Source organism: Geodermatophilus sp. SYSU D00698 (genome assembly GCF_054050335.1).
The window spans coordinates 65,639-87,211 of record NZ_JBJGZD010000010.1; the positions used below are offsets into that span (position 1 = coordinate 65,639).

Annotated in this window: 23 protein-coding genes; 11 read left to right on the forward strand and 12 right to left on the reverse strand. The window is 74.3% G+C overall.

Annotated elements, in window-relative coordinates:
- Positions 1–135: 135 nt before the first annotated feature.
- A complete protein-coding gene (gene yaaA, locus ACI8AB_RS11335) occupies positions 136–885 on the reverse strand; it encodes a peroxide stress protein YaaA (RefSeq protein WP_456950219.1) in 750 nt (249 codons plus the stop codon).
- Between the two features lie 220 nt (positions 886–1,105).
- Between yaaA and fdhA the strand changes: the two genes are divergently transcribed.
- Positions 1,106–2,323 carry a formaldehyde dehydrogenase, glutathione-independent gene (gene fdhA / locus ACI8AB_RS11340; RefSeq protein WP_387991811.1) on the forward strand — a complete coding sequence of 406 codons (1,218 nt, stop codon included), beginning with the start codon at positions 1,106–1,108 and terminating at the stop codon, positions 2,321–2,323.
- A gap of 66 nt (positions 2,324–2,389) precedes the next feature.
- On the opposite strand, the gene ACI8AB_RS11345 is transcribed toward fdhA, so the two are convergent.
- From ACI8AB_RS11345 to ACI8AB_RS11355, 3 genes are all read right to left on the reverse strand, one after another.
- Complete coding sequence (locus ACI8AB_RS11345; protein ID WP_456950220.1) at positions 2,390–3,487, reverse strand: spore photoproduct lyase family protein; 1,098 nt, start codon at positions 3,485–3,487, stop codon at positions 2,390–2,392.
- Positions 3,488–3,574: 87 nt separating this feature from the next.
- The gene (locus tag ACI8AB_RS11350; RefSeq protein WP_456950221.1) at positions 3,575–3,955 is read right to left on the reverse strand and encodes a nuclear transport factor 2 family protein; all 381 of its coding nucleotides are present in this window, start codon (positions 3,953–3,955) and stop codon (positions 3,575–3,577) included.
- 54 nt (positions 3,956–4,009) lie between these two features.
- On the reverse strand, positions 4,010–4,363 hold the full coding sequence (locus ACI8AB_RS11355; RefSeq protein ID WP_456950222.1) for an ArsR/SmtB family transcription factor: 354 nt from the start codon (positions 4,361–4,363) through the stop codon (positions 4,010–4,012).
- A 102-nt stretch (positions 4,364–4,465) separates the two neighbouring features.
- Here ACI8AB_RS11355 and arsM point away from each other — a divergent pair, with 102 nt between their 5' ends.
- A complete protein-coding gene (gene arsM / locus ACI8AB_RS11360; protein WP_456950223.1) occupies positions 4,466–5,218 on the forward strand; it encodes an arsenite methyltransferase in 753 nt (250 codons plus the stop codon).
- A complete protein-coding gene (locus ACI8AB_RS11365) occupies positions 5,215–5,622 on the forward strand; it encodes an arsenate reductase ArsC (RefSeq protein ID WP_387991796.1) in 408 nt (135 codons plus the stop codon). The genes arsM and ACI8AB_RS11365 overlap by 4 nt, the downstream gene beginning before the upstream one ends.
- Before the next feature lie 24 nt (positions 5,623–5,646).
- Here ACI8AB_RS11365 and ACI8AB_RS11370 read toward each other — a convergent pair whose 3' ends face one another.
- Positions 5,647–7,116 carry an aldehyde dehydrogenase family protein gene (locus ACI8AB_RS11370; protein ID WP_456950224.1) on the reverse strand — a complete coding sequence of 490 codons (1,470 nt, stop codon included), beginning with the start codon at positions 7,114–7,116 and terminating at the stop codon, positions 5,647–5,649.
- Positions 7,117–7,316: 200 nt separating this feature from the next.
- Between ACI8AB_RS11370 and ACI8AB_RS11375 the strand changes: the two genes are divergently transcribed.
- The 4 genes from ACI8AB_RS11375 to ACI8AB_RS11390 all read left to right on the forward strand — a co-directional run bounded on the left by ACI8AB_RS11375 (position 7,317) and on the right by ACI8AB_RS11390 (position 11,457).
- Positions 7,317–8,210, forward strand: coding sequence for a TauD/TfdA dioxygenase family protein (locus ACI8AB_RS11375; protein ID WP_456950225.1), 894 nt, complete (start codon positions 7,317–7,319; stop codon positions 8,208–8,210).
- A gap of 127 nt (positions 8,211–8,337) precedes the next feature.
- On the forward strand, positions 8,338–9,315 hold the full coding sequence (locus ACI8AB_RS11380) for a glycine betaine ABC transporter substrate-binding protein (RefSeq protein WP_456950226.1): 978 nt from the start codon (positions 8,338–8,340) through the stop codon (positions 9,313–9,315).
- A gap of 1 nt (position 9,316) precedes the next feature.
- Positions 9,317–10,525: a quaternary amine ABC transporter ATP-binding protein gene (locus ACI8AB_RS11385; RefSeq protein WP_456950227.1), complete on the forward strand. Its 1,209-nt coding sequence runs from the start codon at positions 9,317–9,319 to the stop codon at positions 10,523–10,525.
- On the forward strand, positions 10,522–11,457 hold the full coding sequence (locus ACI8AB_RS11390; RefSeq protein WP_456950228.1) for an ABC transporter permease: 936 nt from the start codon (positions 10,522–10,524) through the stop codon (positions 11,455–11,457). Before ACI8AB_RS11385 ends, ACI8AB_RS11390 begins: the two co-directional genes overlap by 4 nt.
- A 21-nt stretch (positions 11,458–11,478) precedes the next feature.
- On the opposite strand, the gene ACI8AB_RS11395 is transcribed toward ACI8AB_RS11390, so the two are convergent.
- Positions 11,479–12,282, reverse strand: coding sequence for an exodeoxyribonuclease III (locus ACI8AB_RS11395; RefSeq protein ID WP_456950229.1), 804 nt, complete (start codon positions 12,280–12,282; stop codon positions 11,479–11,481).
- Positions 12,283–12,497: 215 nt separating this feature from the next.
- Here ACI8AB_RS11395 and ACI8AB_RS11400 point away from each other — a divergent pair, with 215 nt between their 5' ends.
- Positions 12,498–14,084: an LCP family protein gene (locus ACI8AB_RS11400; protein ID WP_456950230.1), complete on the forward strand. Its 1,587-nt coding sequence runs from the start codon at positions 12,498–12,500 to the stop codon at positions 14,082–14,084.
- 64 nt (positions 14,085–14,148) lie between these two features.
- On the opposite strand, the gene ACI8AB_RS11405 is transcribed toward ACI8AB_RS11400, so the two are convergent.
- Both ACI8AB_RS11405 and ACI8AB_RS11410 read right to left on the reverse strand, forming a co-directional pair.
- Positions 14,149–14,541 (reverse strand): VOC family protein, encoded by a 393-nt coding sequence (locus ACI8AB_RS11405; protein ID WP_456950231.1) that lies wholly within the window; start codon positions 14,539–14,541, stop codon positions 14,149–14,151.
- Positions 14,526–14,822, reverse strand: coding sequence for an ArsR/SmtB family transcription factor (locus ACI8AB_RS11410; RefSeq protein WP_456902916.1), 297 nt, complete (start codon positions 14,820–14,822; stop codon positions 14,526–14,528). Before ACI8AB_RS11410 ends, ACI8AB_RS11405 begins: the two co-directional genes overlap by 16 nt.
- A gap of 101 nt (positions 14,823–14,923) precedes the next feature.
- On the opposite strand from ACI8AB_RS11410, the gene ACI8AB_RS11415 reads away from it, so the two are divergent.
- Entirely contained in the window at positions 14,924–15,145 is a 222-nt protein-coding gene (locus tag ACI8AB_RS11415) for a hypothetical protein (protein WP_387991766.1), read from the forward strand.
- Between the two features lie 68 nt (positions 15,146–15,213).
- Positions 15,214–15,414: a hypothetical protein gene (locus ACI8AB_RS11420; RefSeq protein WP_387991763.1), complete on the forward strand. Its 201-nt coding sequence runs from the start codon at positions 15,214–15,216 to the stop codon at positions 15,412–15,414.
- Between the two features lie 68 nt (positions 15,415–15,482).
- Here the strand turns inward: ACI8AB_RS11420 and ACI8AB_RS11425 are convergent, their stop codons facing one another.
- The 4 genes from ACI8AB_RS11425 to ACI8AB_RS11440 form a co-directional block, all read right to left on the reverse strand.
- The gene (locus ACI8AB_RS11425; protein ID WP_456950232.1) at positions 15,483–16,694 is read right to left on the reverse strand and encodes an acyl-CoA dehydrogenase family protein; all 1,212 of its coding nucleotides are present in this window, start codon (positions 16,692–16,694) and stop codon (positions 15,483–15,485) included.
- Positions 16,695–16,840: 146 nt separating this feature from the next.
- On the reverse strand, positions 16,841–17,287 hold the full coding sequence (locus ACI8AB_RS11430; RefSeq protein WP_456950233.1) for a DUF4383 domain-containing protein: 447 nt from the start codon (positions 17,285–17,287) through the stop codon (positions 16,841–16,843).
- 250 nt (positions 17,288–17,537) lie between these two features.
- Positions 17,538–19,184: a carbamoyltransferase family protein gene (locus ACI8AB_RS11435; protein ID WP_456950234.1), complete on the reverse strand. Its 1,647-nt coding sequence runs from the start codon at positions 19,182–19,184 to the stop codon at positions 17,538–17,540.
- 102 nt (positions 19,185–19,286) lie between these two features.
- Positions 19,287–21,005, reverse strand: coding sequence for a RecQ family ATP-dependent DNA helicase (locus ACI8AB_RS11440; RefSeq protein ID WP_456950235.1), 1,719 nt, complete (start codon positions 21,003–21,005; stop codon positions 19,287–19,289).
- A gap of 146 nt (positions 21,006–21,151) precedes the next feature.
- Here ACI8AB_RS11440 and ACI8AB_RS11445 point away from each other — a divergent pair, with 146 nt between their 5' ends.
- Positions 21,152–21,547, forward strand: coding sequence for a TOBE domain-containing protein (locus ACI8AB_RS11445; RefSeq protein ID WP_387991750.1), 396 nt, complete (start codon positions 21,152–21,154; stop codon positions 21,545–21,547).
- The last annotated feature ends 26 nt before the right edge of the window (positions 21,548–21,573 follow it).

The following is a 21,573-nucleotide window of genomic DNA, read 5'->3' on the forward strand; positions in this document are numbered from 1 at the left end:
GGCCGACTCCTCGTACACCGGCGGTCCGGCCGGTTCTGGGTCCGCACGCCGCGTACATCGTAAGCGACGCCCGATGCGGCCAACAGGGATCACGGGACAAGTCCTCCGCCGTGACAGGGCGTGACGGCGCGCGAGTCATGCCGCCGCGGGCAGGACCAGGGTGAGCGCGTCGGCGCCGTCGTGTTCCACGTGCAACCCGGCCCGCCGCAACAGCGTCCGCACCCGTCCGGCGTCGTCCGGCTCCGCCGCCGTCGTGGCCAGCAGGCGGGCCACCCGGCCCTTGTGGGCCTTGTTGGCGTGGCTGACCACGGTCCGGCTGCCGTCGGCCCGCTCGCTCAGGACGTCGACGGTGACCGCGCCCGGGACGGGGGCCAGCGCCTGGTAGGCCCCGCTGCGCAGGTCGACGACGAGCTCACCGGAGTCCGCGAGCACCGGGCCGAGGACCGGGCGCCACAGGGTGCGCAGGGTGGGCAGCCCGGGGAGCGCGGAGCCGGCGGACAGCCGGTAGGCCGGGATGGCGTCGGTGGCGCGGACCAGGCCGAACAGCGCCGACCCGACGGCGAGCCGGCGGTCGGCCCGGGCCCGCTGCCCGCGCGTCAGGGTGCGGACGGCGAGGGCGTCGTAGAGGACGCCGGTGTAGCGCTCGAGCGCGGGCCTGGTGGGACTGGTGCACAGCGCGGCGTTGCGGGCCAGTTCGGCGTCCTGGCCGGGGGACAGGCCCAGCGCGGCGCGGGCGGCGGGCGGGTCGGCGGCCAGCCGGACCAGCGCCTCGACCAGCCGCGCGCGCAGCGGGGTGAGCTCCGGCGTGGAGAGGGCGGTCAGGTCGAGCGGGGCGCCGTCGCCGTCCGGGGACTTGGTCTCCGAGGGCGGGAGCAGTACGAGCACGACCGGCGACGGTACGTCGCAACGTGCCGTGGCCCGGGCAGGGGTCGGTGTCGCCGCCGAGACCGTCCCGTGACCCGGGCCACACTCTGTCCCCGCCGGACCCCGAGACCAGGAGTCCCGTCCTGGCGAGGGGAGCGGCACCAGGGCTGCGCCGGCCGGCGCGGCGACGGAGACGGTGTCCGGCACAGCGCCGTGCCGGCTGCCGAGAGGAGGCACGTCCGTGGCGAACAAGGCGGTCATGTACATGGGTCCGGGCAAGGTCGAGGTCGCGGACCTGGACTACCCGGGGCTCGAGCTCAAGGAGGGACCCGGGGTCAACCCGGCCAACGTCGGCCGCAAGACGCCGCACGGGGTCATCCTGCGGACGGTCGCCACCAACATCTGCGGCAGCGACCAGCACATGGTCCGCGGCCGGACGACGGCGCCCGAGCGGCTCGTCCTCGGCCACGAGATCACCGGCGAGATCGTGGAGAAGGGGCCCGACGTCGAGTTCCTCGAGGTCGGCGACATCGTCAGCGTGCCCTTCAACATCGCCTGCGGCCGCTGTCGCAACTGCAAGGAGGGCAAGACCGGCATCTGCCTGAACGTCAACCCCGACCGCCCCGGCTCCGCCTACGGCTACGTGGACATGGGCGGCTGGACCGGCGGGCAGGCCGAGTACGTGATGGTCCCCTACGCGGACTGGAACTGCCTGAAGTTCCCCGACCGGGACCAGGCGCTGGCGAAGATCCGCGACCTGACGATGCTGTCGGACATCTTCCCGACCGGCTACCACGGCTGCGTCACCGCCGGCGTGGGCACCGGCTCGACGGTCTACATCGCGGGCGCCGGCCCGGTGGGGCTCGCGGCGGCCGCCTCGGCGCAGCTGCTCGGTGCCGCCGTCGTCATCGTCGGCGACCTCAACGCCGACCGGCTGGCCCAGGCCCGCAGCTTCGGCTGCGAGACCGTCGACGTCTCCCAGGGCGACCCGAAGGACCAGATCGACCAGATCCTCGGCACGCCCGAGGTGGACTGCGGCGTCGACGCCGTCGGCTTCGAGGCGCGCGGGCACGGCTCGGACGCCTCCCGCGAGGCGCCGGCCACGGTCCTCAACTCGCTGATGGACATCACGCGGGCCGGCGGCGCGCTGGGCATCCCGGGCCTGTACGTGACCGGCGACCCGGGGGCGGTCGACGACGCGGCCAAGGAGGGGTCGCTGTCGATCCGGCTGGGCCTGGGCTGGGCGAAGTCGCACGCGTTCACCACCGGCCAGTGCCCGGTCATGCGCTACCACCGCCAGCTGATGATGGCGATCCTGCACGACAGGGTGCAGATCGCGAAGGCGGTCAACGCGACGGTGATCCCGCTCGAGGAGGCGCCGCGCGGCTACCAGGAGTTCGACCAGGGCGCGGCGAAGAAGTACGTGCTCGACCCGAACGGCCTCATCCCGGCCGCCTGACGCGCACCGGGAGCTGTCCGCAGGTCCTGGCGTCAGGGACGTGCGGACAGCTCCCTCCGCCGGGGCTCAGGTCCAGTAGAGGAAGCGGGCCCGGGGGAACCGGTCGGCGACGGCGGCCTCGAACCAGGGGCGCAGCTCGGCCATCGTCTCCCTCGGGTAGACGTGCTTGACCGAGCCGAACCTCCCGCGCTTGAGCGTGCGCGTCGACTCGTCCATCTCGAGCTTCGTCCGCGGGTACCAGTCGAGCAGCGTCTCCTTGCTGCCCGGCGTGAACCGGTGGGTGATGCACTCGACGGTGAGGTCGGCGTCCGCCGGCAGGGCCGCGGCGACGGCGTCGAGCAGGGCGCCGTACTCCTCGCGCCAGCCGTCCACCGGCATGATCGGCGCGATGGTCAGGCCGACCGGGTAGCCGGCGCGGGCGACGGCGGCCAGAGCGGCGATGCGCGCCCCGACCCGGGCCGTGGCGCCCTCGAACCGGCGGGCGACGGAGGCGGCGTTGAGGCTGAACCGGAGCCGGGTGCGCCCGCCGTGCGGCAGGTCCAGCAGCCCGGCGACGTCGTCGAACTTGGTGGTCGCCCGCAGCTGCACGGGACCCGGCCACGCGTGGGTGCCGAAGTGCTCGACCATGCGGGCCAGGCCGCCGGTGAGGTGCTCGATCGCGAGCGGGTCGGTGTAGCAGGACGCCTCGAACGTCGTCCCCTCGCCGCCGCGCTCGAGCGTGCCGGAGGTGATCCGGCCCCGGCCGACGTACTCGTCGAGGCCCTCGAGCACCTCGTCGAGGTCGGCCCAGACGCGGGTGATCGCCGGGCCGGACAGCGACCCGGCGAGGTAGCAGTACTGGCAGTGCGCGGGGCAGCCCTCGGCCAGGTCGAGCCGGAAGTCCGCCGACGGTGGGATGGGCTGCAGCCGGCGCTTGGACGGCGGCGGCACGACCAGCGCCATCGTGTCCTTGGCGGCCATGAACGCCGCGCGGTCGTCGTCACCGCGCAGCGAGGGCAGCCGGTCGCCGGGCAGCAGGTCGATCGCGCCGACGCCGGCGGCTTCGAGGCGGCGCAGGACGCGCTGCCCGTGCGGGCGCTCGGCGGCCGAGCGGGTGACGAGGACGCGCCTCGGCGTCCACAGGCGGGTGGGGGAGGGGGCCTCGAGCAGGGCAGGCGCGGTCATCGACGGGTACAACACCGCGGCGCCCCCGCCGATGCCCCTGCGCGAGACGTCCCCGCAGGTCAGCCCGTGAGTCGGGCCACTCCCGGATCAGGGTGCCGCCCGCCACCGCGCCCGCCACCCGGGCGCCTCCCAGGCCTCGCCGACGTAGATCGTCTCGCGGGCCACCCGGTCTCCCCGGAACTCGTAGACGGCCGGTCCGTACATCCAGGGGCCACCGTCGTACCGGGCGCGCACCTCCACCACCCAGAAGTCGTCCCGCCCCCGCACACGGACGATCTCGAGGTCGACCCGTGCCGGGTACTCCCGGCGCCACTCCCGGAAGTTCGCCACGCCCTCGAACCGCTCACCGGACTGCGGGAACTCGAGGACGGCGTCCTCGTGGTAGATCTCGCTGGCGCGGTCCTCGTCGCCCGCCGCGCTGTGGCGGACGTAGTGCTCCAGCGCGGCCCGGACCGACTGCTCGTCCATGACCCGATGCTGCCCGCCGGATCCCCGGACGTCGATGACTGCCGGGGCGCGGACTCAGGACGCGGCGGTGGTGAGGACCGCGGCGAGGGAGTCCAGGGCCCCGGGCACGAGCGCGTAGTAGGCCCAGACGCCGCGCTTCTCGCGGGTGAGCAGGCCGGCGTCGACGAGGACCCGGAGGTGGTGCGACACCGTCGGCTGGGACAGGCCGAGGGGCTCGACGAGGTCGCAGACACAGGCCTCCCCGCCGGCGTGGGCGGCCACCAGCGACAGCAGCCGGAGCCGCGCCGGGTCGGCGATCGCCTTGAGCGTGCCGGCCAGCGTGGCGGCGTCGGCGGCGCTCAGGGGGGCGCGGACCAGCGGCGCGCAGCACGCGTCGGTCCCCTGGGCGAGCGGCAGCGACGTCGTCACGGCGCCAGTGTCGCACCGGACATCCACGGACGTCGATATCGACAAGCGTCGATGTCTGTGGCACCGTCCTGCCATCGACGTCCATCGATGCATGGAGGGGTCATGACCGGGACCGAGGCGGACCTGCGGGAGCAGGTCCGGGCGCGCTACGCCGCGGCCGCCCAGGAGGTCGGCGGCTGTTGCGGTCCGGCGGCCGGGGACGACGGGCGCTTCGGCGCCGGCCTGTACGACGCCGCGGCCACCGCGGGGCTCCCCGACGAGGCCGTGCTGGCGTCGCTCGGCTGCGGCAACCCGGTCGCCGTCGCCGACCTGCACGAGGGGGAGCGGGTGCTCGACCTGGGCTCCGGCGGGGGCATCGACGTGCTGCTCTCGGCCCGCCGCGTCGGCCCCACGGGTTTCGCGTACGGCGTCGACATGACCGACGAGATGCTCGACCTCGCCCGCGCCAACGCGGCGGAGGCCGGCGCGACGAACGTGGAGTTCCGCGAGGGCACGATCGAGGACCTCCCGCTCGCGGACGCGAGCGTCGACGTCGTCATCTCCAACTGCGTCGTGAACCTGTCGACCGACAAGCCCGCGGTGCTCGCCGAGACCTTCCGCGTGCTCGCCCCCGGCGGGCGCATCGGCATCTCCGACGTCGTCGCCGAGGACTCCGTGACCCCGGCCGAGCGCGCCGAGCGCGGCTCCCACGTCGGCTGCATCGCCGGCGCCCTGTCCCGGTCCGAGTACCTCGACGGACTGGCCGCGGCCGGCTTCGCCGACGCCTCGGTCACCTTCACGCACGAGGTCGCGCCCGGCCTGCACGGCGCGATCGTGCGGGCGGTCAAGCCCCCGTCTGCGACGGTGGTCCCGTGACCGCCCGCCCCAGCGTCCTGTTCGTCTGCGTGCACAACGCCGGCCGCTCCCAGATGGCCGCCGGCTGGCTGCGCCACCTCGCCGGGGACGCCGTCGAGGTGCGCTCGGCCGGCTCCCTGCCCGCCGACCGGGTCAACCCCGCGGCCGTCGAGGCCATGGCCGAGGTCGGCATCGACGTCACCGCCCAGCGGCCGAGGGTGCTCACCACCGAGGCGGTCGAGGCCTCCGACGTCGTCGTCACCATGGGCTGCGGCGACGCCTGCCCGGTCTTCCCCGGCAAGCGCTACCTCGACTGGGAGCTCGAGGACCCGGCCGGCAGGGGCGTCGAGGCCGTGCGGCCCATCCGCGACGAGATCGAGCGGCGGGTCCGCGCGCTGGTCGCCGAGCTGGTGCCCGCCCGCTGACCCGCCCGGCCCGACGGGCGGAGCTCAGTCGAGCCAGCCGCTGCGGCCCGGCGACGGCCGCCGCCACACGTGCTTGAGCTCGCGGTACTCGGCCAGCCCGGTGGGCCCGAGCTCCCGCCCGACGCCGGACTGCCCGCGCCCGCCCCACTCCGCCCCGGGGACGTACGGGTGGTAGTCGTTGATCCACACCGTGCCGCAGCGCAGGGCGGCGGCCACCCGCTCGGCGCGCTCGTCGTCGCCGGTCCACACCGCACCGGCCAGGCCGTACACGGTGTCGTTGGCCAGCGCGACCGCCTCCTGCTCGTCGGTGAAGGTCTCCACGGTGAGGACCGGGCCGAAGACCTCCTCGCGGACGACGGCCGTGTCCCGCCGGCACCCGGTCAGCACCGTCGGCCGGTAGAAGTAGCCGTCCCGCAGCGCGGGGTCCTCCGGACGGCGTCCGCCGGCAGCCAGGACCGCGCCGTCGGCCAGGGCCGCGGCGACCATCTCCTCGGTCCTCGCCCGCTGCGCCGCCGAGATCAACGGGCCCGACTGGGTGCGCTCGTCCCGCCCGTCGCCGAGCCGGATCGCCTCCGCGCCGGCGACCAGGCCGGCCACGACGGCGTCGTGCACGTCGGCGTGCACGATCAGCCGCGAGCCGGCCGAGCAGACCTGCCCCGCGTGCAGGAACGCCGCGTACAGGGCGTTGTCGACCGCGACGTCCACGTCGACGTCGGGGAAGACGACGTTCGGGTTCTTGCCGCCGAGCTCGCAGTGCACCCGCTTCACGGTGTCCGCGGCGGCGCGCAGGACGGCGCGGCCGGTGGCGGTGCCGCCGGTGAAGCTGACCAGGTCGACGCCGGGGTGCGCGACCAGCGCCGCCCCGACCTGCCCGTCGCCGAGCACCAGGTTGGCCACCCCCGAGGGGAGACCCGCCTCGGCCAGCAGGGACAGCAGGTGCGCGGTGGTCAGCGGCGTGAGCTCGCTGGGCTTGACCACCGCCGTGCAGCCGGCCGCGAGCGCGGGGGCGAGCTTCCAGGAGATCTCGAGCAGCGGGTAGTTCCACGGCGTGACCAGCGCGCACACGCCGGCGGGCTCGGCGACGACCCGGCTGTCGACGCCCGGGCCCGCGTCGACCACCCGCGAGACGTCGACGACCGCCAGCCCGGCGTAGTACCGCAGCACCGCGACCACGTCGTCGACGTCGGCCCGGCTCTCGCGCAGGGTCTTGCCGGTGTCGCGCGTCTCCAGCAGCGCGACGTGCTCGCGGTCGCGGACCAGCAGGTCCGCGGTGCGGTGCAGCAGGTCCGCGCGCTCGGCCGCGGGCAGGCCGGACCACTTCCCGGACTCGAACGCCGCCCGCGCCGCCGCGACCGCGCGGTCGACGTCGCCGGGCGCGGCGGCGTCGTGCGCCACCACGAGCGACCCGTCGAACGGGTCGAGGACCCGCAGGACGCGGCCGGAGCGGGCGTCCTGCCACGTCCCGTCGATGAACAGCGAGCCGGGCACGGACACGGCGGGACCCCTCGTCGTCAGGAGGCGGGAACACCCGCTACGGTAATCCCCATGCAGTCGGTCGGGATTGTGCGGATTGCGCTCGTCGAGCGCCGGCACGTCGACCTGCTGCGGTGCGCGAGCGCGCTCTGTCGGGCCTGAGTCCCGTCCCCGGTCCTCGGCCCCGTCCGCTCGTCCGCACCCATCCCTGGAGACCTCGCATGACCCTGCTCGCTGCTGCCCCGACCACGCCCGCCGACCTCGACGGCGGCGTCCTCGACCTCGAGCGCCTGGAGCCGACCATCGGCGCCCGGGTCCACGGCGTCGACCTCGCCCGTGCCACCGACGAGCAGGTCCGGGCGATCCGGGCCGCGCTCGCCGAGTACAAGGTGCTGTTCTTCGCCGGCCAGCACGACCTGCACCCCAACGGCCAGATCGCCCTCGGCCGCCGCCTCGGCGAGGTCACCGAGTCGCACCCGGTCGTCCCGGGCGTCGACGAGGAGCACCCGGAGATCTACGCGCTCGACAGCGCGACCGGCGGCTTCGCCGACGTCTGGCACACCGACGTCACCTTCGTGCGCCGGCCGCCGCTGGGATCGGTCCTGCGGGCCGTCGTCCTCCCGCCGACCGGCGGCGACACCCAGTGGGCCGACCTGGAGCTGGCCTACCGCTCGCTGTCCGAGCCGCTGCAGCTCCTGGCCGACCAGCTCGTCGCCGTGCACGACGGCACCCGCGAGTTCGGCTACTACATCGCCCAGCGCGAGGAGCGCACGAAGTGGGAGGGCGAGGAGTACCGCGCCCTCGTCCCCGTCGCGCACCCGGTCGTGCGCGTGCACCCCGAGACCGGCCGCAAGGGGCTGTTCGTCAACCCCGGCTTCGTCTCGCACATCGAGGGCGTGTCCGACGCCGAGAGCCGGTACCTGCTCGACCTGTTCTACGCGCACATCACCAAGCCGGAGCACGTCGTGCGGCACCGCTGGTCCGTCGGTGACGTCGTGATGTGGGACAACCGGTCGACGGTGCACTACGCCAACCGCGACTACGGCGACCAGCGCCGTGTCATGCACCGCATCACCCTCCGGGGCGACGCCCCGGTCGGGCCCGCCGCCGTCTGACCCCGGCCGCCGCCCTCCCCGACCGACCGCGGTACGAGGCGCAGGCTCCTCCAGGGGGCCTGCGCCTCGTACTGTGCCCACACCTGCTGCGGCCCGTCAGGGCCCACGTCCCCAGGAAGAGGACCCCATGCAGCACACTCCCCTCCGCCCCCGCACCTCCGCCGTGGTGCTCACCGCCCTGCTGACCGCAGCCCTCGCCGGGTGCACGAGCGAGGAGGCGGGCTCGGGCGGCAGTGGCAGTGGCACTGGCAGCGGCGGTGGCGACGGCATCACCGTCCAGACCGCCCAGTTCAGCTGGACCGCCGCCGGCCTGACCAACGGCATCCTGGGCGAGATCGCCGCCGACAACCCCGACCTCGGCGTCGCCTCGCTGGCGACCACCCAGCTCGACCCGGCCGCCGCCTGGGCCGGCGCCGCGCGCGGTGACATCGACCTGCTCACCGAGGTGGCCCTGCCCAACCAGCAGGAGCTGGCCGACTCGGCCGCCGACCGGGTCGAGATCGTCTCGGAGACCTACGGCGACGCCGCGCAGGGCTGGTTCGTGCCGGCCTACGCCGTCGAGCCGGGCGGGCCGCTGGAGGGGCTGACCAGCGTCACCCAGCTCAACGACTACGCCGAGGAGCTCGGCGGCAAGTTCTACGACGCCGACCCCGGCTACATCACCACCGAGCAGAACGCCAAGCGGCTCCAGGGCTACGGCATCGAGCTGGAGCACGTCGTCTCCAGCGAGGCGGCCGAGCTCGCCCAGCTGGAGAACAGCTACAGCCGCGAGGAGCCGATCGTGCTGTACCTGTACCACCCGCACGCGGTCTTCGCGCAGTACGACATGGTGCAGCTCGAGGAGCCCACGCCCTACACCGAGGGCTGCCTCACCGAGGGGAACGGCGCCTGCGCGATGCCCTCCTACAGCGCCAACATCGCCGCCAGCGACGAGCTGCGGGACCAGGCCCCGGGCTTCGTCGAGCTGCTGACGAACTTCCGCATCTCGGTCGAGGAGATGGAGGAGATGCAGAAGCAGGTCGACGTCGACGGTGAGGACGTGGCCACGGTGGCGCGCGAGTGGGTCGACGCCCACGGCGACCAGATCGACGAGTGGATCGGCTGACGTGACCGCGCCGGTGCTGCGCGTCTCGGGCCTGACCAAGGTCTTCGGGGCGCGGGAGCAGGAGGCCCTGCGGCTGGCCGGGGAGGGGCTCGGGCGCGACGAGATCCAACGCCGCACCGGGGCGACGCTCGCCGTCCACGACGTCAGCTTCGCCGTCGAGCGCGGGGAGCTCTTCGTCGTCATGGGGTTGTCGGGCTCGGGCAAGTCCACGCTGGTCCGCCTGCTCAACCGGCTCATCGAGCCCAGCGCCGGCACCGTCGAGGTCGAGGGCCGGGACCTGCGGGCGCTCGACGACGCGCAGCTGCGCGCGGTCCGCAACGAGAAGATCAGCATGGTCTTCCAGCACTTCGCGCTGATGCCGCACCGCACGGTCCGCGAGAACGCCGCCTACGCGCTCAAGGTCCGCGGCGCGAGCGCGGCCGAGCAGCGCGAGCGGGCGGACTGGGCGCTGGGGACGGTGGGGTTGCTGGAACGGGCCGACGCCCGGCCCGACGAGCTGTCCGGCGGCATGCGCCAGCGCGTGGGCCTGGCCCGCGCGCTGGCCGCGGACTCGGAGGTGCTGCTCATGGACGAGCCGTTCTCCGCGCTGGACCCGCTGATCCGCCGCGACATGCAGGACCTGCTGGAGCAGCTGCAGGCGGAGCTGGCGAAGACCATCGTGTTCATCACCCACGACCTCAACGAGGCCATGCGGCTGGGCGACCGGATCCTCATGCTCAAGGACGGGCGGACGGTGCAGCTCGGCACCGGGCCGGAGATCATCTCCGCGCCCGCCGACGACTACGTCGCCGACTTCACCTCCGACGTCGACCGGACCCGGGTGCTCACCGCGGGCGACCTGCTCCGCGAGCCCCGGCTGACCGCCCGGCTCGGCGACGCGCCCGGCGACGTGCTCAAGGCGCTGGGTGCGGCCGAGGCCAACGGCGTCTACGTCCTCGACGACGGCGGGCGGATCGCCGGCGTCGCCCGCGACGACCTGCTCGCCCGCGCGGTGCAGGAGGGCCGGTCCGCCCTCGGCCCGCGCGAGCTGGTCCCCGACCACGCGACCATCGCGGCCGACCGCCCGGTCGTCGAGTTCGTGCACCTGGTCGGGCGGCACCCCGTGCCGCTCGGCGTCGTCGACGACGACGGGCGGCTGCTCGGCGTCGTCCCGCGGGCCGCGGTGCTCGACGCGCTGTCGGCCGTCCCGGTCCGGGGGAGGCGCCCGTGATCCCGCACATCCCGCTCGGCCAGTGGGTCGCCGACCTCATCGACTGGCTGCTCGCCACCGTCCCGTGGCTGTTCGACGCCATCTCGAACGTCATGCAGGTCCTCGTGGACGGGCTCACCGACGTGCTGGTCTCCCCGCCGCCGGTGGTGTGGATCGTGGTCTTCACGGTGCTCGCCCTGGTGCTGCGCGGCCCGTGGCTGGCGCTCTACACCGTCCTGGCGTTCCTGCTGGTAGTCTCGCTGGAGCTGTGGGTCGAGACCATGCAGACCCTCGCGCTGGTGCTCGTGGCCGCGGTCATCGCCGCGGCGATCGGGATCCCCCTCGGGATCCTGGCGGCCCGCTCCCGGGCGGTGAGCATGACGGTCCGGCCGGTGCTCGACTTCATGCAGACGCTGCCGGTGTTCGTCTACCTCATCCCCGCCGTCTTCTTCTTCGGCGTGGGCGTCGTGCCGGGCGTCGTGGCGACCATCCTGTTCGCCATCCCGCCGGGCGTGCGGCTGACCGAGCTGGGCATCCGGCAGGTCGACCGCGAGGTGGTGGAGGCGGCGCAGGCCTTCGGCGCCCGCCCCGGGCAGGTGCTGCGCGAGGTCCAGCTGCCGCTGGCGCTGCCGTCGATCATGGCCGGCGTCAACCAGGTGATCATGCTCGCGCTGTCCATGGTGGTCACGGCCGGCCTGCTCGGCGCGGCCGGCCTGGGCGCGGTGGTGGTGCGGGCGGTCACCCAGCTCGACGTCGCCAGCGGCTTCGAGGGCGGCCTGGCCGTGGTCCTGCTGGCCATCTTCCTCGACCGGCTGACCGCGTCCTTCGGGCAGCAGACCGCCCTGTCGCGGGTGCTGCGCCTGCGCCGGCGGCCCGCCGAGCGGGCCCCGGCGGCCCGGGCCACGGAGCCCGAGGTCGCGTCGTCGCCCGCCGGTGCGCGCGTGACCACCTGACGGCGGCCGCCCGCCGGACCCTCAGTCCGCCAGCTCGACCACCACGGGGGCGTGGTCGCTGGCGCCCTTGCCCTTGCGCTCCTCGCGGTCGATGAGCGCCCCGCTCACCCGGGCCGCCAGCGACGGGGTGCCGAGCACGAAGTCGATCCGCATGCCCTCGCGGCGGGGGAAGCGCAGCTGCGTGTAGTCCCAGTACGTGTAGACGCCGGGCCCGGGGGCCAGCGGCCGGACGACGTCGGCGTACCCCGCGTCGACGACGGCGCGGAACGCCTCCCGCTCGGGCACCGAGACGTGCGTCGAGTGGGCGAAGAAGCTCATGTCCCACACGTCCTCGTCCTGGGGGGCGATGTTCCAGTCGCCGACCAGCGCGACCTGCGCGGCAGGGTCCGCGGCCAGCCAGCCGCCGGCCGCGGTGCGCAGCGCGGCCAGCCACTCGAGCTTGTAGTCGTAGTGCGGGTCGCCGAGCTGCCGGCCGTTGGGCACGTACAGGCTCCACACCCGCACCCCGCCGCAGGTGGCGCCGAGCGCGCGGGCCTCGGCGGCGGGCTCGACGCCCTCCTTGGCCGCCCACGTCGGCATGCCGGGGAACCCCACCTCGACGTCGGCCAAGCCGACCCGGGAGACGACGGCGACGCCGTTCCACTGCGAGTGGCCGACGTGCGCCACCTCGTAGCCGAGCTCGGTGAACCGCTCCTCGGGGAACTGGTCGTCGCGGCACTTGGTCTCCTGCAGCGCCAGGACGTCGACGTCGCGGCGCTGCAGCCAGGCCGTCACCCGGTCGACCCGGGTCCGGATGGAGTTGACGTTCCAGGTGGCGAGGCGCACGGTCCCCGAGCCTATGGGGCACCGGGGGTGACCGCCGGGGCCCGTCCGGGCACCGCCCGTGACCAGGGGAGACGCACCTCACGCCCGTTCGGGTGCCCGGGGGCGGTGCTGGGTACGGAGACGCCCGTGACCGCCAGCCGCGAGTGGGATCATGGCCGGATGACCAGGACCCGTGGGAGCGAGATGAGCCGACCCGGTGCAGCCCGGGTGCGTCCGTGAACGAGGACGTCACCCGGCCGATCGGCGACGCCCCGTCCCTCCCGCCGGTGCCCTCGGGGAAGGGCGCGGCCCGCCAGGGGCGCACCCGCCGGCAACGGCGCGAGTCGCGGTCCCTCGCGGCGGTGCTCGGCCTGACCGCCGTCAACGCCGTCGTCCCCGGGACCGCGTTCCTGGCCTCCGGACGGCGCCGCCTGGGCGCGGTCGTCCTGGTCCTGTTCGTGCTGCTCGTCGGCGCCGGTGTCTGGCTGGCCACCGCCGGCCGGCGCACCGCGGTGCGGCTGGCCGTCGACTCCTCGTCGCTGAACTGGATCGTCGCCGCGCTGGTCGTGCTCGCGGTCGCGTGGGTCGCCGTCGTCGTCACCGGCTACCGCTCGCTGCTGCCGCGGCACAGCTCCGCCCCGCGGCACGCCGTCGGTGCCGTCCTGGTGGCCCTCCTGGTCGCGGGGATCGCCTACCCGGCCTACCGGGTCGGGGAGGTGGCGGTGGCGCAGCGGGGCCTGCTCGACGGCCTGTTCGCCGACGACCGCGAGTCGGCCACCGTCGAGGACACGCCGGACCCGTTCGGCAGCAAGGAGCGGGTGAACGTCCTGCTCCTGGGCGGCGACGGGGGTGAGGGCCGCGAGGGCGTGCGCACCGACACCGTCATCGTCGCCAGTGTCGAGACCGAGACCGGTGAGACGACGCTGTTCAGCCTGCCGCGGAACCTGGAGGACCTGCCCTTCCCGGCCGACAGCCCGCTGGCGGAGATCTACCCCGAGGGCTTCGAGTCCGGCAGCGAGAGCGAGAGCCTGCTCAACTCCGTCTACCGCAACGGGCCGGCCGACCACCCGGACGTCCTCGGCCCCACCGACGACCCCGGCGCGGACTTCCTCAAGCTCGGCGTCGGCGAGGCGCTCGGCCTCCACATCGACTACTTCGTGCTGGTCAACCTCGACGGGTTCAGCCGGCTCGTCGACGCCCTCGGCGGCATCACGGTCAACGTCAACTACTACGTGCCGATCAACGGCATCACCGGTGAGGAACTGCCCGACGACTACATCGCGCCGGGGCCGGACCAGCACCTCGACGGGTACCTCGCCCTGCAGTTCGCCCGCGGGCGGTACGGGCTCACCGACTACGACCGCATGGACCGGCAGCGCTGCACCATCAAGGCGATCGTCGACGAGGCCGACCCGATCACCCTGCTGGAGCAGTACCAGGAGCTGGCCGCGACGACGCAGGACATCGTCAGCACCGACATCCCGCGGTCGGCGCTCGACGACTTCGTCGACCTGGCGTTCCTGGTCAAGGACGCCGAGATCCGCAGCGTCGTCTTCGACACCAGCCTGATCGACCCCGCCTACCCCGACTACGACCGGATGCGCCAGATCGTGGAGGACACCCTCTCCGGCGCCGCCGGCACGTCCGCTCCCGCGCCGGCCCCGGGCACCAGCGCCTCCGGCGCCGAGGTGCCCAACGGGACGCCGCCCGCCCCGGTCGAGGGTGCCCCCCCGGCCACCGAGGTCGACGACGCGTGCGCCTTCAACCCGGCGCAGGCGCAGGCCGCCCTGGCCGCCGGCGAGCCGCCCAGCCGCAACGGCTGAGGAAGGACCCCGCTGCCCCCCACCGCTCGCAGGCTCGCGGCGGGACCCTGCAGCGGGGCCGCCGTCAGGTCGCCGGGGCGCTGGCGATCTGGAGGAGGTTGCCGCAGGTGTCGTCGAGGACGGCGGTGGTCACCGGGCCCATCTGCAGCGGCTCCTGGGTGAACCGCACGCCCAGGGCCTTGAGCCGCTCGGTCTCGGCGTGCACGTCGGCCACGGTGAAGGAGTTGTAGGGGATGCCGTCGGCCATGAGCGCCTTCTTCCACGACTGCGCCGCCGGGTGGGCGTCGGGCTCGAGGACCAGCTCCACGCCGTCGGGCGCCTCGGGCGAGACGACGGTCAGCCAGCGGTGCTCGCCGAGCGGCACCTCGGTCTTCTTCACGAAGCCGAGCACCTCGGTGTAGAAGCGCAGCGCCTTCTCCTGGTCGTCGACCAGCACGCTGGTCAGGGTGATCCGCACGGGCCCTCCTCCGTGTCCAGCCGCCACCTCTCGACGATGGCGCGCAGCGGTGCGGTGTCCAGGTGGTGGAACTTGTAGCGACCCTCCCGCCGGGTCCGGACCAGGCCCGCCTGCTCGAGGACCTCGAGGTGCTGGGAGACGGCCTGGCGCGACGAGCCCACCCCGTGCCGCTGGATCAGCCGGGTGCACAGCTCGAACAGCGTCTGGCCGTCCCGGTCCTGCAGCTCGTCGAGCAGTGCGCGCCGGGTCGGATCGGCGAGGGCCCTGAACACGTCGCCCACGGCCGGACGATACGCAAGTGCACGCTTGCCTGTCCAGTGCCGCGGCGTCTGGTTGGCTCGGGCGGGGAGCCGGTCCGGGGACCGGCGGGAACGGAGGCGACATGGGCGGCGGACCGGCACGGCCCGGGGACGGCGGGACGACGGCGCGGCGGGAGCGGCTGGTGGCGCTGCTCGTCCTCGGCATCGGGGTGGTGCTGCTGCTCTCCTCGCCGACGTGGTTCGCCAGCGACCGGGGCGGCGTCGGCGTCGCCCAGCTGTTCGTGGGCGTCGTCCTGCTCGCCGTCGGCGGCTTCCTCCTGCGGCGGTCCCGCTCGGTCCGCTGACGTTGCGGCGCCGGGTGACCGGCACCACACTCCGGGGGACCCAGCGGGCCCCAGGACGGAGGACGCACGTGAAACTGGAGAAGCGGCACCTGCTCGAGATCCTGCGCACCGAGGGCGACCACTCCACCGCGGACGCGGTGGAGAGCCGGTTGCCCGACGAGATCGACACTGACCGCGACGCCGACGCGCTGTCCGGCGTCGGCCTGGACCGCACCCAGTTGCTCGCGAAGCTGGCCGCCGGGGGCTTCGGGACGACGCTGTCCCCGTGAGCTGAGCCCGGACGTGCGACGGGCCGGCACCCCACCGGGGTGCCGGCCCGTCCGGCGTTCCGCTGTCCTCAGCCCACGTACGGACGCTCGCGGGCGAGCTCCTCCTTGGCCACCGACCGCAGGTGCACCGCGTCCGGGCCGTCGGCGATGCGCAGCGTGCGGGCCGAGGCGTAGAAGCGCGCGAGCACGGTGTCGTTGCTGACGCCGGCGCCGCCGTGCACCTGGATGGCCCGGTCGATGACGTCGCAGGCGACGTTCGGCGCGATCACCTTGATGGCGGCGATCTCGGTGCGGGCGCCCTTGGCGCCGTACCTGTCGATCAGGTCGGCGGTGCGCAGCACCAGCAGCCGGGCCTGGTCGATCTCCATGCGCGAGCGGGCGATGGTCTCGCGGACGGTGCCCTGCTCGGCCAGCGGGCGGCCGAAGGCGACCCGCTTCTGCGCGCGGTCGACCATGAGCGCCAGCGCCCGCTCGGCCATGCCCAGGGCGCGCATGCAGTGGTGGATGCGGCCGGGGCCCAGCCGCGCCTGGGCGATCATGAAGCCGTCGCCCTCGCCGGCGAGGATGTTGCTCACCGGGACCCGGACGTCGGTCAGCCGCATCTCGGAGTGGCCGTGCTGGTCCTGGTACCCGAACACCGGCAGGTGCCGGATGATCTCCAGGCCCGGGGTGTCGCGCGGCACGAGGACCATCGACTGCTGCCGGTGCGGGGCGCCCTCGGGGTCGGTCTTGCCCATGAGGATGAAGATCTGGCAGCGCTCGTCGGCGGCGCCGCTGGTCCACCACTTGCGGCCGTTGATCACGTACTCGTCGCCGTCGCGGACGATCGACGTCTGGATGTTGCGGGCGTCGGAGGAGGCGACGTCGGGCTCGGTCATCGCGAAGGCCGAGCGGATCTCGCCCTCGAGCAGCGGCTCGAGCCAGCGCTGCTTCTGCTCGGGCGTCCCGAACATCATCAGCGTCTCCATGTTGCCGGTGTCCGGGGCACCGCAGTTGGTCACCTCGGGGGCGATCGTGGGCGACCAGCCCATGATCTCGGCGACCGACGCGTACTCGAGGTTGGTCAGCCCCCCGAGCTCGTGGTGGAAGAGGTTCCAGAGGCCGCGGGCGCGGGCCTCCTTCTTGAGGTCCTCGAGCACCGGCGGGTGCTCGTGGTTGTCGTGGCCGCGCTCGGCGCGCCACGCCTCGTACACGGGCTCGGCGGGGAAGACCTGCTCACGCATGAAGTCCCACATCCGGCCGCAGACGTCCTCGGCTCGGGCGGAGAGGGCGAAGTCCATGCGTCGGAAGGTAGCCCGCCGCGTGACCGGCGTCGCACCGGGGTCGCGCGCCGTCCGGAGCCGGGGACGGCGGGAGCCGGGCACCCGCCGCGTGGCGGGTGCCCGGCTCCCGGTGGTCCCCGTCCCGGGAGGACGGGGCCCGTCGCCTAGGGGCGCGAGGAGCGGGCGAGCGTGTTGACCGGGCCGAGCGCGATCACCAGTCCCACCACGGCGGTGGCGACGTGCAGGACGTTGTCCGCGGCGTTGACGTTGAGGAAGTCCCAGTCCTGGTCGATCGCGATCAGGCCGTAGACGAACGCCGCGCCGTAGCCGACGGCGAGCAGCCACCCGTAGGTTCGGGCGCCGGCCAGCGTGCGGGACAGCAGGACGCCGGCCAGGCCGATCACGACGTGCACGACGTTGTGCAGCGGGTTGATCATGAACCCGAGCAGCGTGTCCGTGTTGCCGTCGGTGCGGTTGCTGGCGAAGCCGTCGAAGCCGGTGATGAAGAAGCCGACGATGCCGACGAGCAGGTAGACGACGCCGAAGGCGAGGGCGAGTGTCTGGGGCCAGGCCATGCCCGGCCGAGCGCCGGTGTTCCCCGTGGTGGCCATTGGTTCCTCCGTGTGTGGACGAGGTCGCCGCCGTCCTGGCGGGCTCGGGGTGTCGCCTACCCCGGCGTGACGGTCGGTAACGGGAGCCCCCCGTCCAGCGGAGGGCCGTTGCCGGATCGTCACCGTCGCGGCAGGCGGTGTACCGGTCTTCGGACGCCGCGGCCGACCCGGTTCACCGGTCACCCGGTGGAGGGGCGGGGGAACGCGCAGGGCCCCGCGCCGGCGGCGCGGGGCCCTGCGGGAGGAGGGGTCAGGGGCGGGGCGTGCGCCTCGGCCGGCGGACGACGAACGGGCCGATGGCCAGCAGGTCGACCGGGGCCGAGCCGAAGCACTCCAGGGCGTCGCGCGGGTCGTCGACCATCGGCCGCCCGGCGGTGTTCAGGCTGGTGTTCACCACCACCGGCAGCCCGGTGCGCCGCTCGAACGCCGAGATCATCCGGTGCACCAGCGGCTCGGTCTCCGGGTCGATGGTCTGGATGCGGGCGGTGCCGTCGACGTGGGTGACCGTGGGGATGCGGTCCTTCCACTCGGGGGCGACGTCGTGCACGAAGAGCATGTACGGGGAGGGGATCGGCCCGCGGCTGAAGATCTCCGGCGCCTTCTCCAGCAGCACCATCGGCGCCACGGGGCGGAACTGCTCGCGGCCCTTGACGTCGTTCATCCGCTCGAGGTTGGCCTCGAAGCCGGGGTGGGCGAGCAGGGAGCGGTGGCCGAGCGCCCGCGGGCCGTACTCGCTGCGGCCCTGGAACCAGGCCACGATCCCGTTGTCGGCGAGCACCTCGGCGACGGCCTCGGCGACGTCGTCGGGACGCTCGTAGTCGACGGCGGCGGTCTGCAGCCGGCGCTCGATCTCGTCGTCGCTCCAGCCACGGCCCAGCGCCGCACCCGGCATCGGCTCGGTGCGCTCGCCGAGCTCGGCGGCGACGTGCAGGGCGGCGCCGAGGGCCGTGCCGGCGTCACCGGCGGCCGGCTGCACCCACACCTGCTCGAACGGGCTCTCGGCGAGGATGCGGGTGTTGGCCACGCAGTTGAGCGCGGTGCCGCCGGCCATCGTGAGCGTCTTCTCGCCGGTCTGCTCGTGCACCCAGCGGGCGAGGTCGACCAGCACCTCCTCCAGCCGCGTCTGCATGCTGGCGGCGAGGTCGGCGTGGTCCTCGGTCCACCGCTCGTCCTTGCCCAGGCGCGGCGCGAACTCGGAGAAGTCGATCCTCTCGGTGCGGAAGCCGCCGTCGCCGGTGGCGCGGATGAGCTCGGACAGCTCGCCGAGGAAGCGCGGCTTGCCGTAGGAGGCCATCGCCATGACCTTGAACTCGTCGGAGCTGCGCAGGAAGCCCAGGTGGTCGGTGAGCTCCTCGTACACCAGTCCCAGGGAGTGGGGGAGCGACTGCCCGGCCAGGATCTCCAGCTGCCCGTCGACGTAGCGGCCGGCGAGGTGGCTGTGCGCCTCGCCGCGGCCGTCGAGCACCAGGACGGCGTTGTCGCGCTGCGGCGCGGCCTTGCCGGCCGACGCCGCGTGCGCGACGTGGTGCTTGACGAAGCGGACCTTCGCGGGGTCCAGGCCGGGGAGGGCGTGCGCGAGGAAGTCCGGCGCCATCTCGGCGTACCTCTTGCGCATGGTGTCGCCGTCGTCGAACAGGCCGGAGTCCTCCGGCGTGCCCATGAGGGCGGGGTCGAAGGAGTAGGCGACGGCGTCGAGCTCCCCGGGGCGGATGCCCGCGTGCTCCAGGCACCACGCGGCCGACAGCTCGGGCAGCTCCCAGGCGCTCCACGGCAGCGGGCGCTTGCCGTGCTTGCGCCGGCTGAAGCGTTCCTCCTCGGCCGCGGCCACGACCTTCCCGTCGACGACGAGCGCCGCCGCCGGGTCGTGGTAGATGGCGTTGATGCCGAGGACCTTCACGTGCGCTCTCCTCCCGCACCGGGCGACGCGCCCGGCGATCCGGCCTTGATCATCGACTTCCCCGGGCGCTCCCGCAGGGTGAGCACCCGATGAGGTGTCCGGTCAGCCGCCGGCCCCCCGCACCTGCAGCAGGTCGTTCGCCTCGACGGCCTTGAGCGCCAGGGTCTTGTAGCCGACCTCCTCGAACAGGACGACGACGCGGTCGTCCTCCACCCGCATGACCACGCCGGGGCCCCACTCGGTGTGCGTCACGGGGGTCTCGGGGGCGAACGGGGTGTCGGCGTCACCGCCGGACGGCTGCTCGCGGGAGGTGCCGGCCGAGCAGTTGTCGCAGTTGCCGCAGGGCTCCTCGAGCTGCTCGCCGAAGTAGCCGAGCAGGTACTGCCGGCGGCACTCGGTGGTCTCGGCGTAGCCGCGCATCATCTCGACGCGGCTCTGGTCGACCCGCTCGTGGTGCTCGGCGAGCTCGCGCGCGGCGGCGGCCGCCTCGCCGGGGGCCGGCGCGCCCTCGGCGGGGTGCGCGGCGCCCTCCTCGTCGAGGACGACGGCGGACACCTGCTCCAGCAGGTTGAGGTCGCGGGCCAGCGGTGTGGCGCCGCGGCCGGTCTCCTCGCGCAGCTGCCTGACGTCGACGCCGTCCTCGACGCCGGCGGCGGGCGCGGCGGCGACCAGCCCGGCGACCTGCTGCAGCTCCTCCTCGGCGGGGGCGCCGGCGGCGAAGAAGCGGCGCAGGCCGAGGTCCTCCTGCCGGTAGACCAGCACCGCGAGCGCGGGCTCGCCGTCGCGGCCGGCCCGGCCGATCTCCTGGTAGTAGCTGTCGATCGAGTCGGCGGGCTCGGCGTGGACGACGAACCGGGTGCCGGGCTTGTCGATGCCCATCCCGAACGCCGTGGTGGCGACGACGACGTCGAGCTCGTCCTCCATCCACGCGCGCTGGGTGTCCTCGCGCTCGCTCTTCCTGAGGCCCGCGTGGTACGGCCGCGCCCGCAGCCCGCGCTCGGTGAGCGCCTCCGCGACCTCGAGGGTGCCCTTGCGGGTGGCGCTGTAGACGATGCCGGGGCCGCGGCCGGCCCCGACCTCGGCGGTCGTGCGGTCGAGGACCGCGTTCCGCTTGGCGGTGGCGTCGGCGTGGTGGTCGACCTCGAGCCGGATCTCCGGCCGGTCGAACCCGGCGACGACGACCTCGGGGTCGCGCATCGCCAGCCGCTCGACGATCTCGGCGCGCACCGGCGGGGCCGCGGTGGCGGTCATGGCGAGCACCGTGGGGTGGTCCAGCTGCTCGACCACCTGCCCCAGCCGCAGGTAGTCGGGGCGGAAGTCGTGCCCCCAGGCCGAGACGCAGTGCGCCTCGTCGACGACGAACAGCGCCACGCCGGCCCCGCGGATCGCGTCGACCACCTCGGGCTTGGTCAGCTGCTCGGGAGCGAGGAAGAGGAAGCGGACCGTCCCGTCGGCCAGGCCCTCGAGGGCGGCGCGCTGGTCGCCGGCGGACAGGCTGGAGTTGAGCTGGGCGGCGCGGCCGGCGTCGTCGCCGAGCTCCTGCAGCCGCTCCACCTGGTCGCGCTGCAGGGCGATCAGCGGCGAGACGATGACGACCGGGCCGTCGAGCAGCTGCCCGGCGACCTGGTACACCGCGCTCTTGCCGGCGCCGGACGGGAGCACCGCCAGCGTGTCCCGGCCGGACAGCACGGCCTGCATGGCCCGCTCCTGGCCGGGACGGAACTCCTCGAAGCCGAGGACGTCGCGGGAGACCTCGCGCAGCCGGCGGGTGCGGACCGAGGCCGAGCCGCCGGCGGGGTTGTCGCTGGGGGTGCGTGACACCGGCTGCCGCTGCCCGGGCGCCGCGATCGGCAAACGGAGGCCGGGGTGTCGGCGTCTCCCGGGGGACGCGGCGTGTGCACGGATCGCCGTGGCCGGGGGCCGTGGACGGCGGTGCGTGCACACGCCGCGCACGTAGGGTCCCCGGCGTGAGCGCGAGCTACCGGATCGCCGAGGCCGCGGCGCTGCTCGGGGTCAGCGACGACACCGTGCGCCGGTGGATCGACGGCGGCCGGCTGCCGGCGTCGCGCGAGGGCGGCGGCCCCGCGCACGTCGACGGCGCCGACCTCGCCCGCCTGGCCACCGAGCTGCACGAGGCGCCCGAGCCGGGCACCACCCGCGGCTCCTCGGCGCGCAACCGGCTGGCCGGCATCGTCACCCGGGTCCTGCGCGACACGGTGATGGCGCAGGTGGAGATCCAGGCCGGGCCGTTCCGGCTGGTCTCGCTCATGTCCCGCGAGGCGGCCGACGAGCTGGGCCTCGAGGTCGGCGTCCGCGCCGTCGCCACGGTCAAGGCCACGCAGGTGAGCGTCGACGTCCCGTAAGGAGGTCCGTGCCTGCGGACCCGGAG

Coding starts and splice junctions, on each gene's coding strand:
- ACI8AB_RS11345 (WP_456950220.1), bottom strand. CDS start 3,487: ATGACCGCGCCTGCCCTGCTCGAGGCCCCCTCCCCCACCCGCCTGTGG.
- ACI8AB_RS11350 (WP_456950221.1), bottom strand. CDS start 3,955: ATGGACGAGCAGTCGGTCCGGGCCGCGCTGGAGCACTACGTCCGCCAC.
- arsM (WP_456950223.1), top strand. CDS start 4,466: ATGACCGGGACCGAGGCGGACCTGCGGGAGCAGGTCCGGGCGCGCTAC.
- ACI8AB_RS11375 (WP_456950225.1), top strand. CDS start 7,317: ATGACCCTGCTCGCTGCTGCCCCGACCACGCCCGCCGACCTCGACGGC.
- ACI8AB_RS11380 (WP_456950226.1), top strand. CDS start 8,338: ATGCAGCACACTCCCCTCCGCCCCCGCACCTCCGCCGTGGTGCTCACC.
- ACI8AB_RS11415 (WP_387991766.1), top strand. CDS start 14,924: ATGGGCGGCGGACCGGCACGGCCCGGGGACGGCGGGACGACGGCGCGG.
- ACI8AB_RS11425 (WP_456950232.1), bottom strand. CDS start 16,694: ATGGACTTCGCCCTCTCCGCCCGAGCCGAGGACGTCTGCGGCCGGATG.
- ACI8AB_RS11430 (WP_456950233.1), bottom strand. CDS start 17,287: ATGGCCACCACGGGGAACACCGGCGCTCGGCCGGGCATGGCCTGGCCC.